14 protein-coding genes are annotated in these 14,738 nt (G+C 69.6%); 10 read left to right on the forward strand and 4 right to left on the reverse strand.

All coding sequences use genetic code 11. The features are described from left to right. Positions 1-5 precede the first annotated feature (5 nt). From JMJ56_RS02795 to JMJ56_RS02815, 5 genes are all read left to right on the forward strand, one after another. Entirely contained in the window at positions 6-1,208 is a 1,203-nt protein-coding gene (locus JMJ56_RS02795) for a pyridoxal phosphate-dependent aminotransferase (protein ID WP_202830073.1), read from the forward strand. Next, on the forward strand, positions 1,205-2,191 hold the full coding sequence (locus JMJ56_RS02800; RefSeq protein WP_202830074.1) for a GNAT family N-acetyltransferase: 987 nt from the start codon (positions 1,205-1,207) through the stop codon (positions 2,189-2,191). The genes JMJ56_RS02795 and JMJ56_RS02800 overlap by 4 nt, the downstream gene beginning before the upstream one ends. A gap of 104 nt (positions 2,192-2,295) precedes the next feature. After that, complete coding sequence (locus JMJ56_RS02805) at positions 2,296-3,405, forward strand: PP2C family protein-serine/threonine phosphatase (protein WP_202830075.1); 1,110 nt, start codon at positions 2,296-2,298, stop codon at positions 3,403-3,405. 44 nt (positions 3,406-3,449) lie between these two features. Continuing rightward, the gene (locus tag JMJ56_RS02810) at positions 3,450-3,791 is read left to right on the forward strand and encodes an STAS domain-containing protein (protein WP_202830076.1); all 342 of its coding nucleotides are present in this window, start codon (positions 3,450-3,452) and stop codon (positions 3,789-3,791) included. Continuing rightward, positions 3,788-4,189 (forward strand): ATP-binding protein, encoded by a 402-nt coding sequence (locus JMJ56_RS02815; protein WP_202830077.1) that lies wholly within the window; start codon positions 3,788-3,790, stop codon positions 4,187-4,189. Before JMJ56_RS02810 ends, JMJ56_RS02815 begins: the two co-directional genes overlap by 4 nt. A 127-nt stretch (positions 4,190-4,316) precedes the next feature. On the opposite strand, the gene JMJ56_RS02820 is transcribed toward JMJ56_RS02815, so the two are convergent. The 3 genes from JMJ56_RS02820 to JMJ56_RS02830 form a co-directional block, all read right to left on the reverse strand. Further along, positions 4,317-5,201, reverse strand: coding sequence for an alpha/beta fold hydrolase (locus tag JMJ56_RS02820; RefSeq protein ID WP_202830078.1), 885 nt, complete (start codon positions 5,199-5,201; stop codon positions 4,317-4,319). Between the two features lie 73 nt (positions 5,202-5,274). Continuing rightward, positions 5,275-6,105, reverse strand: coding sequence for a metallophosphoesterase family protein (locus JMJ56_RS02825; protein ID WP_202830079.1), 831 nt, complete (start codon positions 6,103-6,105; stop codon positions 5,275-5,277). A gap of 5 nt (positions 6,106-6,110) precedes the next feature. After that, a complete protein-coding gene (locus JMJ56_RS02830; RefSeq protein WP_328702243.1) occupies positions 6,111-7,022 on the reverse strand; it encodes a diacylglycerol/lipid kinase family protein in 912 nt (303 codons plus the stop codon). 146 nt (positions 7,023-7,168) lie between these two features. Here JMJ56_RS02830 and JMJ56_RS02835 point away from each other — a divergent pair, with 146 nt between their 5' ends. The 5 genes from JMJ56_RS02835 to JMJ56_RS02855 all read left to right on the forward strand — a co-directional run bounded on the left by JMJ56_RS02835 (position 7,169) and on the right by JMJ56_RS02855 (position 12,275). Continuing rightward, positions 7,169-7,558 (forward strand): carboxymuconolactone decarboxylase family protein, encoded by a 390-nt coding sequence (locus JMJ56_RS02835; RefSeq protein WP_043363315.1) that lies wholly within the window; start codon positions 7,169-7,171, stop codon positions 7,556-7,558. Further along, entirely contained in the window at positions 7,555-8,484 is a 930-nt protein-coding gene (locus JMJ56_RS35195; protein WP_328702244.1) for an NAD(P)-dependent oxidoreductase, read from the forward strand. The genes JMJ56_RS02835 and JMJ56_RS35195 overlap by 4 nt, the downstream gene beginning before the upstream one ends. Before the next feature lies 1 nt (position 8,485). After that, the gene (locus JMJ56_RS02845; protein WP_202830081.1) at positions 8,486-9,280 is read left to right on the forward strand and encodes an N-acyl homoserine lactonase family protein; all 795 of its coding nucleotides are present in this window, start codon (positions 8,486-8,488) and stop codon (positions 9,278-9,280) included. 69 nt (positions 9,281-9,349) lie between these two features. Continuing rightward, positions 9,350-11,716 (forward strand): xanthine dehydrogenase family protein molybdopterin-binding subunit, encoded by a 2,367-nt coding sequence (locus tag JMJ56_RS02850; RefSeq protein WP_202830082.1) that lies wholly within the window; start codon positions 9,350-9,352, stop codon positions 11,714-11,716. 199 nt (positions 11,717-11,915) lie between these two features. Next, the gene (locus JMJ56_RS02855) at positions 11,916-12,275 is read left to right on the forward strand and encodes a response regulator (RefSeq protein ID WP_202830083.1); all 360 of its coding nucleotides are present in this window, start codon (positions 11,916-11,918) and stop codon (positions 12,273-12,275) included. On the opposite strand, the gene JMJ56_RS02860 is transcribed toward JMJ56_RS02855, so the two are convergent. Continuing rightward, positions 12,276-14,729 (reverse strand): PAS domain S-box protein, encoded by a 2,454-nt coding sequence (locus JMJ56_RS02860; protein ID WP_202830084.1) that lies wholly within the window; start codon positions 14,727-14,729, stop codon positions 12,276-12,278. Positions 14,730-14,738: the final 9 nt, after the last annotated feature.

Raw genomic sequence — 14,738 nt, forward strand, 5'->3', positions numbered from 1 at the left:
CCGCCATGCCCTCGCTCGCGCAGCGCCTCCGGGAGGTGAAGGTCTCCGCCTCCGCCGCCATGACCCAGCGCGCGCGGGAGCTGCGCGGGCAGGGTATCGAGGTCATCAGCCTATCCAATGGCGAGCCCGACTTTGCCTCGCCGCCGCATGCGATCGAGGCGGCGCACCAGGCGGCGCTCCGCGGCGACACCAAGTATCCACCGCAGGGCGGCACGCCGGCGCTGAAGGCGGCCATCGCGCGCAAGTTCAAGCGCGACAACGGCCTCGACTACGCCGCCGACGAGATCATCGTCGGCAATGGCGGCAAACAGGTGATCTTCAACGCCTTCATGGCGACGCTCGACCCGGGCGACGAGGTGGTGATTCCCTCACCCTTTTGGATCAGCTACGCCGACATGGCGAAGGTCGCGGGCGGCGTGCCCGTCACCGTCGCCTGCCCGCAGAACAATGGCTTCAAGCCGCGGCCCGAGGATATCGAGGCCGCGATCACGCCGAAGACGAAGTGGGTGCTGTTGAACTTCCCCGGCAATCCGACCGGCGCGGTGCCCTCGCGCGACGAGATGCGCGCCATCGCCGATGTGCTGCTGCGCCATCCGCATGTCTGGGTCATGACCGACGACATGTACGAGCACCTGCTCTATGACGGCTTCGAGTACCACACCATCGCCGCGGTGGAGCCGGGGTTGAAGGACCGCACGTTGACGGTCAACGGCTGCTCCAAGACCTATGCGATGACCGGCTGGCGCGTCGGCTTCGGCGCCGGGCCCGCCGCGCTTATCAAGGGCATGTTCAACATGCAGGGCCAGGCGACGGCCGGCGTCTCCACTATCAGCCAGGCCGCGGCGGTCGCAGCGCTCGACGGGCCGCAGGATTTCGTCAAGCGCAATGCCGAGGTCTATCGCGGGCGCCGTGACATGGTGGTCGAGATGCTGAACGCATGCCCGGGCATCACCTGCCACAAGCCGGAGGGTGCCTTCTACGTCTTCCCGAACCTCGCGGGCTGCCTCGGCAAGACCACCAAGGGCGGGCGGAAGATCGAGACCGACACGGATTTCGTCACCGCGTTGCTCGAGGAGAAGCGTGTCGCCGCGGTCCAGGGCACCGCTTATGGAATGAGCCCCTATATGCGCATCTCTTACGCCACCGACACTGCCAGCCTCACCGAGGCCTGCACGCGCATCCAGGAGTTCTGCCGGGAGCTTCGATGATCCGCCCCGGTCGGGACGAGGATGCCGAGGGGTACATCCGCCTGATCGGCGATTGCTGGGCGGAATTCCCGAATTGCATCCTCGATGTGGACGGCGAGGCGCCGGAGCTCCGCGCGCTGGCCAGCTACTTCGCCAAGGCGGGCGGCGCGCTCTGGGCGGCGGAGCGTGAGGGCAGCGTGGCCGGCATGGTCGGCACAAGGCCGCTCAACAGCGACCAGGCCTACGAGATCTGCCGGATGTATGTCGCGGCGCCGGAGCGCGGCACCGGCCTCGCCCAGCGGCTGCTTGATAAGGCCGAGGCGCATGCGCGCGCCGCAGGTGCACAGCGCCTCGTGCTCTGGACCGATACCCGCTTCGATGCGGCCCACCGTTTCTACGAGAAGCGCGGCTATCTGCGCCAGGGCGCCATCCGCATCCTCGACGACATCTCGAGGTCCCTCGAATTCCGCTATGCTAAGCCGGCAGCCGGGCTGGTGGTGGAAGCCCTGGATGCCGCCGCTGCGGCCAGCGCGGAGCGGCGCCTGTCCGAAATCCTGGTCGCCTGCGTCGATGCTGGCGCCAGCGTCTCCTTCCTCAAGCCGCTCGCGCTGGATATGGCGCGGAGCTTCTGGAAGAAGGTGGCGGCCGATGTCGCGGCCAACCGCCGGGTGCTGCTCGCCGCCTGGTTGGACGGCGAACTCGTCGGCACGGTGCAACTCAATCTGGACACGCCACAGAACCAGCCGCACCGGGCCGACCTTGCGAAGCTGCTGGTCGACCCGGTCGCCCGCCGCCGCGGCGTCGCCCGCGCCCTGATGCGCCGGGCGGAGCAGACGGCGCAACGCCTGCGCCGTCGCCTGCTGGTGCTCGACATCAAGGCCGATGAGGCGGGAGAGGCGCTTTACCGCAGCCTCGGCTGGCGGGAGGCCGGTCGCATCCCCGGCTTCGCGCTGGACGAGACTGGCGCCGCCCATGCCGCCGTCATCCTTTGGAAGGAGGTCTGAGCCGATGATCCGGTCCGGCCATCGTATTGTCACCACTTCCGACAACATGATTGTACCAATGCACGGAATGGGTGACGGTCCGGCATCCGGTTGAGGACAGCCCGATGACCGCACCTCCGGCCGATAGCGAAGAGACCATGATCCGCCGCGGCCCGCGCCTTGCCGAGGCGCCGGAGGCGGTGCTGCATGTCCTGGTCCTGTCGCAGGAGGGCGGAGAAACCCGTCGCATCCCGCTCGGTTCGGAGCCATTCCGCATCGGGCGGGTCGCCGGCAACGACCTGGTACTGCCGGCACTGGAGGTCTCGCGCCACCATGCCTTGCTGACCGTGGCGGGGGAGGGAGCAAGCCTCACCGATCTCGAATCCACTAACGGCACCTGGCTGGATGGCGAGCGGCTCAGCGGCACCGCGCCGCTGGCGCCGGGCGCGCGCCTCGCCATCGGCCCCTTCGCCCTGCAATACCAGCGCGGCCGCCAGCGCGAGATGGAACGCGCCGCCGAGCTGGAGCGCGAGATGGAGCGGGCCATCCGCTACGTGCAGGCATTGCTGCCGCACCCTATCACCGAAGGGCGGGTGCGGGCGGAATGGAGCTTCCTGCCCTCGGCCAGCATCGGCGGCGATGCCTTCGGCTATCGCTGGGTGGATGCGGAGCGTTTCGCCGTCTTTATTCTCGACGTGGCGGGACATGGCGCCGGTTCCGCCCTGCTCGCCGCCTCGGCGATGAATATGTTGCGCGCTGGCATCGGCAGCGACCCGGCCGCGGTCCTGGCCGGGCTCAATGACAGCTTCCAGATGGAGGACCAGGGCGGCCTTTTTTTCACCATCTGGTACGGCGTCGCCGACCTTGCGGCGCGGCGGCTCGACTATGCCGCCGCCGGTCATCATCCCGGCTTTCTGCTCCAGCCGGGCGCGGCGGCACCCGAGGCGCTCGCCACCCGCAATCCGCCGGTCGGCATGATGCCGGGCAGCCGCTTCCGCACCGGCAGTGCGGCCTTGCCGGCCGGGGCGCGGCTTCTGCTCTTCAGCGACGGCGCCTTCGAGACCCGTGCGCCCGATGGCCGCCAACTCGGGCTCGAGGATTTCCTGCCGCATCTCCCGCTTGGCGGCCCGCCGGCAACGGGGGCGCCGGAGCGGTTGCTCCAGGCCGCCCGGTCGCTGTCACGGCCAGGTCCTTTCGCGGATGATGTCTCCATACTGTCGCTGGACTTCGCGTGACGGTACGGTGAAGCCTCCGGCGCAACGATGACGAGGATGACCCGATGGATTTCGCGCTGACCGAACTCGATAATGGCACCAATCGGGTGGCCATGAGCGGCCGGCTCGATGCAGCGGGTGCCGAGGCGATCGATCAGCGCTTCACGGCCGCCGTCGGCAGCGTGGCGAAGAATGCGCTTGTCGACCTGACCGAGGTGAGTTTCGTCGCGTCTCTCGGCCTGCGCATGTTCATCTCCGTCGCCCGCGTGCTGCAACGGCGCGGCGCGCAGATGATCCTGTTCGGCGCGCAGCGGCAGGTGATGGAGGTCTTCGAGACCATCGCCCTCGACCAGATGATCCCGATCGTCGCCACCGAGGCGGAGGCACGGGCCCGCCTCACCACGTGACCTTCCGCTACCGGATCGCCGGCGGGGCGGCCGAGGTTTCGGCGGCGCAATCGGCCTTGGCTGCCTGGATGGAGGCGGCCGGCGCCAGCCTGCACAGCGTCACCCGTGCCGAGGTCGTGCTGGAGGAGCTGGCGCTGAATGCCCAGCGCCATGGCGGCGCGTTGGAGGTGCTGGTGGAAGCCAGCATTGCCGTTGGCCTCTGCACCCTGGTGCTGGAGGATGCTGGCCGCCCCTTTGACCCGACCGTTGGCGTCCTGCCGCTGCCCGCCGCCTCGCTGGGGGCGGCGCGGATCGGCGGTCTGGGCCTTGCCCTGGTCCGGCGGAATGCGGCAGCGCTGCGCTACACCCGCACCGGCATGGGGCGGAACCGCGTCGAGGTCGATCTTCCACTCTGCTGATATTCGTGGAGGCGTAGCCTGTGGGCTCCCGCACGGGCGCGCCGGGAGACAACAGGAATTTCCCTCAGCTTCCGCATCCAGGCGTCCCGCCGGTGCCGGAACATGATCCATGCCTCGGTGACGTGGATCACGCCCGGAGGAAGCGGCCGAGCCAGATCAGCACTTCCTCCGGCGCCTCCTCGGCGAGGTAGTGGCCGCTGTCGACGCCGCCACCGCTCACCTCGCCGGTGGCATAGTCGTGCCAGATGGCGAGCGGATCGTACCATTTGGGGATGGAGCCCTTGGCGCCCCAGAGGACCAGCAGCGGGCATTGCAGCTTATGTCCGGCGGCGCGGCTGGCGCGGTCGTGCTCGAGGTCGATCGCCGTCGCCGCGCGGTAATCCTCGCAGATCGCACGCACCGTGCCCTCCTCCCGCAGCGCCGCCAGGTAGTCGGCGCGTGCTTCGGGGTGGAAGAAGCCACGGTCCTTCGGCTCGCGCGAGGTGTGCAGGTCGAACCAGTCCTCCACGTCGCGCAGGATCATACGCTCCGGCTTGTCGTGCGGCTGGGCGAGGAAGAACCAATGATAATAGCCGAGCGCGAAGGCCATGTCGGTGCGCTCGAAATGCGTCAGCGTCGGGATGATGTCCATGGTGCAGAGCCGCTCGACCCGCTCCGGATGGTCGAGCGCCAGCCGGTGCGCGACGCGGGCGCCGCGGTCATGACTGACGACGGCAAAGCGCTCATGGCCGAGACCCGTCATCAGTGCGGCCAGGTCCGCCGCCATGGCGCGCTTCGCCATGCCGCTGCTATCCGGAAGGGCAGGGGGCTTCTGCGAGAAGCCGTAGCCGCGGATATCGGGGACGATGACCGTGAAGCGCCGGGCGAGCGTCGGCGCGATCTTGTGCCACATCGCATGGGTTTGCGGGTTGCCGTGCAGCAGCAGCAGGGGTGGCCCGCTGCCGCCGCGGCGGAGGCGGATGCGCTGGCCATTGGCCTCGCGGAATTCCAGCGTGAACCCTTCGAAGAACATGGGCGACCTCCCGGCCTGCGATCGCCCTGGACGGAAGCACCCAGGGCCTGGAACCGCCGCCAGTCTGCGGCCATCAGACGCCGGGCGCCAGGATCTGCGCGGGCGAGGCCTCGGTCGACCGCGGCGCCACCTGGCGCCAGCCCTGTCCGGTCCAGATACGCGCCACGACGTCCACCCTGCCGTTGGCGTCGATGCGGATATCGTTGAAGGCATTCGGCTCGCCGCGCAGGCGGTGCGAGGTGCTGGTGGCCGACAGCACCACGGTCAGGCGCTCCTTGGCGGCATCGTCCGGAACCACGGCCGCCGGCTCCGCCACGTCGCCGACATGCAGATGGCCGGAGAGGACCAGCCGAACCCCCTGCCGGGCGAAGGACTCCAGCGCCATCGCCGCTCCACCCACCAGCCGCGCCTCCGGCGCCGCCCGCGGCGGCAGGAAGGGGTGATGCGCCACGACGATGCGCGTGAGACCCGGCGGCAGGGCCGCCAGCCGTGCCTCGCAGCGCGCCAGCCGCCCGCTGCCGACCCGCCCACGCGACCAGTCGAGGTAGAAGCCCGCCCGCCGCGCGGTGTTCAGCCCGACCACCCCGATCCGCCCGTCCTGAAAGATCGGTTCCGTCTCCGGCGCGATGAAGCGGCGCCAGCGCGCATAAGGGTCGAGGAAGCGCTCCACCAACTTGAACGGCGTAATGTCATGGTTGCCCGGCACCACCAGCACGGGTGCTTGCAACCCGTCGATGAAGGCCCGCGCGGCGCGGAATTCGCTCCGCCGTGCCCGCATGGTGAGGTCGCCGCTGATGGCGATGAGGTGGGGTGGGTCGCGGTTCAGCTCCTCCGCCAGCGCGGCGACGACATCGGGCAGCTCGGCGCCGAAATGCAGGTCGGAGATATGGGCGATGCGATGCATGGGGTTCAGGCCTCTGCCGTGGCGACGCGGTGAGACGCCGTGGCGATCGCGGCCGGGACGATGACGCGGAGCGCCCCGGGCCGGATCGCGTAGCGCAGGGGCGGGGCGAGCAGCAGCGCCTCACCATCGTTCATCACGCGCAGGCTCCGCCGGCGGCTGTGGATGGTGATCTCGCGCGCAGGCCGTTCGTCGAGCTCCGGCCGCCGTCGCCAGCGGCCGAGCGCCATCGCCGCCATCATCCTGGCGATCCACCAGGGGCCGAATTCCCGCGCTTCGTAAAGGACCAGCTCGCCCTGGTCGAGCCGCGACCGGCTGAAGAAGGCACCGAGACCCTCCGCATAGGCGTTGTTGGCGACGGCGAGCGCGCGGAGGAAGACCGGCTGCTCCACCGTGCCGTCGAGCGCGAGGCGGAGCCGCATCGGCCGGTAGCGCAGCATGGTCCGCAATGCGGCGAGCATCAGCCGAAGCTGTCCGCCGGTGCCGCGATGCCGCTCCCGGTGCCGCCCGATCGCGGTCGGCAGGCCGAGGACGGAAAGGCAGAGGAAGACATGACCATTCACCGCGGCCACATCGATCGCCCGCGTCTCGCCATGCGCCAGTGCCTCCGCCGCTTCCTCCAGCCCAAGCGGGATCCCGAGGTCCTTCGCCAGCATGTTCATGGTGCCGAGCGGCAGGATGCCGAGGGCGATGCCCGTCCCGGCCAGGCGCTGCGCGGCGGCGGCGATGGTGCCGTCCCCACCGCCGACCACCACGGCCTCCATCCCGAGCGCCACCGCCCGGTCCAGCCGGCGGCCGAGATCGGGCTCCTCCGCCTCGTGCAGGATGCTCGGCACGAGGCCGGCGGCGGCGAGTCGCTCCGCCACCTCCTCAACCGCACGCTCCCGGCCCAGCAGCCCGCCCGAGCGGGCATTGATCACAACGGCGACTTTTCGCATCGCCGCAGAACGGCGGCGGCAGCGCCGGGTTCACGCCCGCACCGGACCATCCTCGAAACGTCATGCCGGCCGGTTGACCGCCGCGCCGCGCCGGGCGAGCCTCACCGCCGAAAAGGATGGAGGAAGCCATGTCCGAGGATAGCGCCCTGTTCGACAAGGGCCTGCCGATCCGCCGCGAGGTACTCGGCGCCGAGTATGTCGATGCCTCCATGGCCAAGGCCGACGACTTCATGATGTCCTTCCAGCGCGCCACCACCGCGATCGCCTGGGGCTGGGCCTGGGGCGACCCGACGCTGGACCGCAAGACGCGCAGCCTCATCAACCTCGCCATGCTGACGGCGCTGAACCGGGCACCGGAGATCAAGCTGCATGTGAAGGGCGCGCTGAACAACGGTGTCACCGTCGAGGAGATCAAGGCGACGCTGCTGCATGCGACGGCCTATTGCGGGATTCCGGCCGGTCTCGACGCCTTCAAGGCGGCGCATGAGGTGCTGGTGAAGGAAGGCGCGCTCAAGTGAGCGGGCCGGACGCCGTGGCGCACGATGCGGAGCCCATCCGGAAGATCGGCTTCGTCGGCATCGGCAACATGGGCTGGCCGATGGCGGCCAATCTGGTGAAGGGCGGCTTCGAGGTCACGGTCAGCGACGCCGTGCCGGGCCGCGCTTCGCAATTCGCCGCCGAGGTCGGCGGTCGGGCGGCCGGCAGCGCGTCGGAGGCGGCGCAGGGTGCCGAGGCCGTCGTCACCATCCTCCCGACCAGCGCCCAGGTGGCCGAGGTCGCGGCTGCGATCGGCCCAGCGCTTGCTCCCGGCAGCCTCGTCATCGACATGACGAGCGGCCAGCCCGGCAAGACGCGGGAGATCGCCGCCGAGCTTGCCGGACGCGGCATCGGCATGATCGACGCGCCCGTCTCCGGCGGCGTGCCCCGGGCCAAGAACGGCAGCCTCGCCATCATGCTGGGCGGCGAGGATGCCCTGCTCGACCGGGCCGAGCCAGTGCTGAAGGCGATGGGCACCAGCCTGCACCGCTGCGGCGGCATCGGCGCTGGTCAGGCGATGAAGGCGCTGAACAATCTCGCCTCCGCCGGCAATTTCATGCTCGGTGTCGAGGTGATGCTGATCGGCCAGCGCTTCGGCCTCGATCCTGCGAAGATGGTCGACGTGCTGAACGCCTCCTCCGGCATGTCGGACAGCAGCCAACGGAAGTTCAAGCAGTTCGTCCTCAGCCGCCGCTTCGATGATGGCTTCGCGCTGGAGCTGATGGTGAAGGATCTCGGCATCGCGCTCGAGGTCGGGCGGCAGACGGCGACGCCGACGCCGCTCGCCGCGCTGGCCAAGGAGTTGTGGGCGGCGGCGCTCTCCTCGCTCGGGCCGGGGAACAACCATACGGCCGGTGCCCAGCTTCCGGAGAAGCTCGCGGGCGAAATCCTCGGAGGGAACAAGTAGGATGATCTGGGAGGCCTATGCGATCCGGTACGGTCGGCACGATCGGCCGGCCCAGTCCAATTTCCTGCTGCCGGTGCAGGATCCCCATGAGGCGATGCCGCTCGACTACTATGTCTGGCTGCTGCGCAACGCCGAGGGCCGTGAGATCGTCGTCGATACCGGCTTCGACGCCGCCTGCGCGGAACGCCGCGGCCGCACGCTGAGCCGTTCCGTGGCCGACAGTCTCAAGGCCATGGGCAGCGACCCGGCCCGGGTGCAGGACGTCGTGGTCACCCATCTGCATTACGATCATGCCGGCAGCGTGGAGCTGTTCGCCGGGGCGAGGGTCCATATCCAAGAGCGGGAGATGGCCTTCGCCACGGGGAAGCATATGTGCACCGCCTGCATCCGCCTGCCCTTCGAAGCGGATCACGTGGTATCAATGGTCCGCGCCCTCTTCGCCGACAAGGTCGTCTTCCACGATGGCGAGGGGGAGGTGGCGCCGGGCGTCACCGTCCATCGCGTCGGCGGCCATTCGGACGGGTTGCAGGTGGTGCGGGTGCAGACCGCGCGGGGCCCGGTCGTCATCGCCTCCGACGCGATGCATTTCTACGCCAATGACCGGCAGGGCAATCCCTTCCCCATCATCTTCGACCTCGGTGCCATGACCCAGGGCTGGCGCATCGCGCGTCGCCTTGCCGGGGGGGACGAGACGCGGGTGATCCCGGGCCATGACCCGGAGGTGCGTACCCGCTTCCCGGCGGTCGAGGGGCAGGGGGGCGATGTCGTGGCGCTCCATCTGCCGCCTGTCGGCTGAGGGGTCGCGCCCTTGCTAATCCTGGCTTAGGCTCGATCTCAAGCACGACATTTCCCGAGAGCGAGACCTATGCCCGATTCGATCCTGCCAGACTCCACGCGGCTGAAATTCGGCGTCGGCCAGCCCGTGCCCCGCAACGAGGACCCGGTCCTGTTGCAGGGGCGCGGCCGCTATACGGACGATATCGACCTGCCCGGCCAGCTCTATGCCGTGATGATCCGCAGCCCCTATGCCCATGGTGTCATCAATGGGATCGATACGGAAGCGGCGAAGGCGGTGCCGGGCGTGCTGGGCGTCTATACCGGCGCCGACCTGGCCGCGGCCGGCTATGGCGCCATGCGCTGCGCCCTGCCGCTGAAGAACCGCGACGGCAGCCCGCTCACCAATATCGACCGGCCGCCGCTCGCCATGGATAAGGTCCGCTTCGTCGGCGACCCGGTCGCCTTCGTCGTCGCCGAAACGCGGATGGCGGCGCGGGATGGGGCGGAAGCGGTCTTCCTCGACATCGACATCCTGCCCGCCGTGACCGAGGCCTCGGCCGCCGCGGCGGCGGATGCGCCGCAGCTCTACGACCACATTCCCGGAAACCAGATCCTCGACTTCCACCACGGCGACAGCGCGAAGGTCGCCGAGGCCTTCGCTGCCGCCGCCCATGTGACGAAGCTCTCCATCCGCAACAACCGCGTCGTCGTCTGCGCAATGGAGCCGCGCAGCGCCATCGGCGAGTATGATGCGGAGGCGGGACGCTACACGCTGCATGTCGGCAGCCAGGGCGTCTTCGGCCTGCGCGCGCAGATGGCGGACATCCTGAAGATGCCGACCGACAAGGTCCGCATCCTCACCGGCAATGTCGGCGGCAGCTTCGGCATGAAGGCGAGCTGCTACCCAGAATATCCCTGCATCCTCCACGCCGCGAAGCTGCTCGGCCGGCCGGTGAAGTGGACCGACGAGCGCACCGGCTCCTTCCTTTCCGATCAGCATGGCCGCGACCATGAAGTGGAGGCGGAGCTCGCCCTGGATGTTGGTGGCCAGGCTCTCGCCGTCCGCCTGACCGCCTTCGCCAACATGGGCGGTTACCTGGCGACGGTCGCCCCGCTGATGGGCACCGGCAATTTCGTCAAGAACGTGCAGTCCAACTACGCGACGCCGCTGATCGAGGTGAACACCCGCTGCCTCGTCACCAACACCACGCCGGTCTCGGCCTATCGCGGCGCCGGGCGGCCGGAGGGCAACTACTTCTTCGAGCGGCTGCTGGAGCAGGCGGCGAAGGAGACCGGCCGCAGCGCCATCGAGCTGCGCCGCATCAACCACATCAAGCCGGATGCCTTTCCCTTCAAGGCCTCCACCGGTTCCGTCTATGACAGCGGCGACTTCACCGCCGTGCTGGAGCGGGCGCTCGAGGCCGCGGACTGGGAGGGTTTCGCAACCCGCAAGGCCGAGAGCAAGGCGCGCGGGAAGCTGCGCGGCCGGGGCATCGGCAATTTCCTCGAATGCACCGCGCCGCCGATGAAGGAACAGGGAGAAATCCGCTTCAACGAGGACGGCACTGTGACGATCATCACCGGCACCCTCGATTACGGCCAGGGCCATTGGACGCCTTTCGCGCAGGTGCTGCACCAGTCGCTCGGCGTACCCTTTGAGAGCATCCGCCTCGTGCAGGGCGATTCCGACCTGCTGATCGCCGGCGGCGGCACCGGCGGCTCGAAGTCGCTCATGGCCTCCGGCGCCGCGATCATGGAGGCGGCGCAGCTCGTCATCGAGAAGGGCCGCACCGCGGCCGCGCATATGCTGGAGGCCTCCGTCGCCGATATCGAGTTCGAGCGCGACGCCGAGGGGCTCGGACGCTTCGCCATCGCCGGCACGGACCGTTCGATCGGCATCATGGAGCTGGCCCAGCGCATCCGCACCGCCAACAACCCGCCGCCCGACCTGCCGGAGAGCCTTGATGTCCGCCATGTCTTCGGCGAGGCGCCGCAGGCCTACCCCAATGGCTGCCATGTATGCGAGGTGGAGATCGAGCCGGAGACCGGCATCGTCGAGGTGGTGCGCTACCTCTCGGTGAACGATTTCGGTGTCATCGTGAATCCGCTGATGGTCGAGGGCCAGGCGCATGGCGGCATCGTCCAGGGCATCGGCCAGGCTCTCTACGAGCATGTCGCCTATTCCGAGGAGGGCCAGCTTCTCTCCGGCAGCTACCAGGACTACTGCCTGCCGCGTGCCGGCGACCTGCCGAACTTCGGCTTTGAAAGCCTTCCCAGCCCCTGCACGACCAATCCGGTCGGCGCCAAGGGTTGCGGCGAAGCGGGTTGCGCCGGCTCGCTGCCCGCGGTGATGAATGCCTTGGTGGATGCCCTCTCGGACTACGGCATCACCCATATCGACATGCCGGCGACGCCGGAGCGGGTCTGGCGTGCCATCCACGGCATGGCCGCCTGACCATCGACACGGGAATGTGAGGCGGCTCCGGCCAGATCGGCTGGCACAAGGTCCGGCATGGGCGTGCCGGGCCTTTCGCGGCCCCATCCCGCCACTCACGGGTTTGTGGTATGTTGTGTTACGGACAAGGCAGAAGCTTGGCCGCCGATTTGGTTGTGCCTGAGCCGGCTACATCGCTTCTTGCGAGGGGACTGAGGGAATGACCAGGCTCAACGGGCGGCGCGTTCTAGTTGTCGAGGATGAGGCGCTGGTCGCAATGCTGGTGGAGGACGCGCTGCTCGACGCCGGCGCCTCGGTCATCGGCCCGGTGGCGACCGTTGCCGAGGCGCTCGCCCTGCTGCAGCGGGAGCTGCCGGACGTTGCCGTGCTCGACCTCAACTTGGCGGGCGAGACCTCCACCCCGGTCGCCGATGCTTTGGCGGCGCGGGGCGTGCCTTTCGTCGTCGCTACCGGCTATGGCGCAGATGGGCTGCCTCCCGGCCATGCCCAGGTGCCGGTCCTGGCGAAGCCCTACGACCCGGACGACCTTACGAGCGCCCTCGGCCGCCTCTGCAAGTGATCAGGCGGTGGCCGGCGCCGCGGCGAAATGCCACAGCTGCGCGGCCAGCTCTGCCGGGCCAAGCGGCTTGCGCAGCACCGGGGTGCCGGGCGCCATGTCGAGAGCCGCCGTTTCCGCATTGCCGGTAAGGATCACCACCGGCAAGCCCGGCCAGCGCCGCCCCAGCTCCGCCGCCAGCATGCCGCCGGTCATCGACGGCATGGCATGGTCGGTCAGCACCAGATCGAAGCGGCTACCCGATTCGAGCAGGGCAAGCGCCGCTGCCCCGCTCGCCGCCTCGGTCACGGCCAGCCCTTCCTCTCGCAAGGCCGTCGCCATCACCCCGCGCAGCGGCGCCTCGTCCTCCACCATCAGCAGCCGCAAGCCGTGCCGGGCCGGTGCGGCAGGAGGGGCGGGCGCTGCCGCCTCCGCCGACGCTTCCGGCAGCCAGAGCGTCACCCTGGTGCCCTGGCCCTGCGCGCTCTCGATCGCCAAAGCCCCACCCGATTGCGCGGCGAAGCCATGCGCCATGGCGAGGCCGAGCCCGGTGCCCTTGCCGACCTCCTTGGTGGTGAAGAAGGGCTCCGTGGCGCGGGCCAGCGTCGCGGCATCCATGCCGATGCCGGTGTCGCGCAGGCTGAGCCGAAGGTAGCGCCCCGGCGTCAGGCCCTGCGCCCCGTCCGCTTCTGCCTGCTCCGTCGCCGCTTCCAGCCGCAGAAGCCCGCCTCGCGGCATCGCATCGCGCGCGTTGAGCGCCAGGTTGAACAGCACGAGGTCGAGCTGCATCCGGTCGGCCTGCAGGGGCGGCAGGCCAGCCGGCGCCTCGACCTCCAGGCGGATATCCGGGCCGAGCGCGCCATGCAGCAGCGTAGCCAGCCCTTCCAGCACCGCGGCCGGGGCCACCGGGCCGGATTGCAGTTGGTCCCGCCGGGCGAAGGACAGCATCCGCCGGGTGACGCCGGCGCCGCGCTCCGCCGCCTCCAGCGCCGCGCGGGTATAGCGGCGCACCCGGTCGGCATCCTTCGGCTGGTTCTGCATCAGCCGCAGCGCGCCCGCCACCACCTGGAGGATGTTGTTGAAGTCATGCGCGATGCCGCCGGCGATACGGCCAAGCGCTTCGAGCTTCTGCGCCTCGCGCAGCCGCGCCTCCGCCTGGTTGCGGGCGGTGATGTCGAGGATGACGGCATAGCTGCGGAGGAAGACCCCGGCGGCATCGCGCTCCGCACGGGCGCGTAGCAACACGTCCACAACTTCGCCGTCCCGCCGACGCATGCGGTACTCCACCTCCCGCATCTCGTCGCCGCCCTGGCGGAGGGTGACTGCCGCGGCCTCCCACCGAATCCCGCTCTCCGGCGTCAGGAAATCGGGAATGCGGCGCCCCAGCGCCTCGTCGCGCGCATAGCCCAGAAAGGCGAGCCATTCGGCGCTGACCTCCACGATCCGCCCCGCAGCATCGCAGGAATGAAAGGCCGCCGGGGTCCGGTCATAGATGCGGCGAAGCTCTGCCGTACGCTCGGCCACGCGCTGCTCGAGGTCCGTCTTGGCACGCAGTAGCGCGGCCTCGGCCTGCTTGCGCTCGGTGAGGTCGAGGACGAAGGCGATCGTCTCATCCTTCCTTTCGCCGACGATGGTGAAGCCGACCAGGATCGGCACGCGGCTGCCATCCGTGCGCCAGTACTCCTTCTCATAGGGGCTGCAGCGCCCGGTGGCCTGGACCTCGGCGATGGTGGCGGCATCGGCCGGAAGCCATTCCGGCGGCGTCAGGCTGTCCCAGCGCAGCAGCCCGGCCGCCAGCTCCGCCTGGTTCCGGCCAATGATGCGCAGCAGCGCATCATTGGCGTCATGGATGCGGCCATGGATGTCGCCCCGCAGCACGCCGATCGGATTGGCCTCCAGCATCGCCCACAGCGTCGCCTCGCGTGTCGCAAGCTCCGCCGTGGCACCGCGCTCCTCGGTAATGTCGCGGATGGTGCCGACGCCACGCGCCGCCCGTCCATCCGCCCCGGCCAGCACCCTGCCGCGATCGCCCAGCCAGCGGATGCCGCCATCCGACAGACGGACCCGGAACTCCAGGCTGTAGGGGCCGCATTCCGCGATGGCACGGTCGAGCGCTGCCGAGACCGCCGGCCGGTCCTCGGGCAGGATTCGATCCATCCAGGCGGCAAAGGGGACAGGCCCGGCCCTGCCGCCTGGCGCCGTTACCAAGCCGTAAAGGGCGGCAGAACCGGCCGAGCAGTGGCGGATGCCGCGGCGGATCGCCCACTCATAGGTCCCGACCCCGCCGGCCTGCTGTGCCTGATGGACATTCTCCAGGGCTGCCTCGGGCACCAGCCTGCGGCCAAGCAGCCAGCCACCGCCGGTCAGCGCCACCGCAGCCAGCCCCGCCGCCGGGGCCGGCAGCAGCGCGCCCAGCGACATGCAGCCAAGGCGGCCGGCGGCCAACAGGATCGGCACCAGGAATCGAGTCTGAACCATCGGCAGATG

The organism is Belnapia arida, from assembly GCF_016773205.1.
GTDB classification, from domain to species: domain Bacteria; phylum Pseudomonadota; class Alphaproteobacteria; order Acetobacterales; family Acetobacteraceae; genus Belnapia; species Belnapia arida.

Bases quoted from the DNA above. Each gene is read 5' to 3' on its own strand.
- JMJ56_RS02810 (WP_202830076.1), top strand. From the start codon at position 3,450: ATGGATTTCGCGCTGACCGAACTCGATAATGGCACCAATCGGGTGGCC.
- JMJ56_RS02825 (WP_202830079.1), bottom strand. From the start codon at position 6,105: ATGCATCGCATCGCCCATATCTCCGACCTGCATTTCGGCGCCGAGCTG.
- JMJ56_RS02855 (WP_202830083.1), top strand. From the start codon at position 11,916: ATGACCAGGCTCAACGGGCGGCGCGTTCTAGTTGTCGAGGATGAGGCG.
- JMJ56_RS02860 (WP_202830084.1), bottom strand. From the start codon at position 14,729: ATGGTTCAGACTCGATTCCTGGTGCCGATCCTGTTGGCCGCCGGCCGC.
- JMJ56_RS02845 (WP_202830081.1), top strand. From the start codon at position 8,486: ATGATCTGGGAGGCCTATGCGATCCGGTACGGTCGGCACGATCGGCCG.
- JMJ56_RS02835 (WP_043363315.1), top strand. From the start codon at position 7,169: ATGTCCGAGGATAGCGCCCTGTTCGACAAGGGCCTGCCGATCCGCCGC.
- JMJ56_RS02820 (WP_202830078.1), bottom strand. From the start codon at position 5,201: ATGTTCTTCGAAGGGTTCACGCTGGAATTCCGCGAGGCCAATGGCCAG.
- JMJ56_RS02805 (WP_202830075.1), top strand. From the start codon at position 2,296: ATGACCGCACCTCCGGCCGATAGCGAAGAGACCATGATCCGCCGCGGC.
- JMJ56_RS02800 (WP_202830074.1), top strand. From the start codon at position 1,205: ATGATCCGCCCCGGTCGGGACGAGGATGCCGAGGGGTACATCCGCCTG.
- JMJ56_RS02850 (WP_202830082.1), top strand. From the start codon at position 9,350: ATGCCCGATTCGATCCTGCCAGACTCCACGCGGCTGAAATTCGGCGTC.
- JMJ56_RS02795 (WP_202830073.1), top strand. From the start codon at position 6: ATGCCCTCGCTCGCGCAGCGCCTCCGGGAGGTGAAGGTCTCCGCCTCC.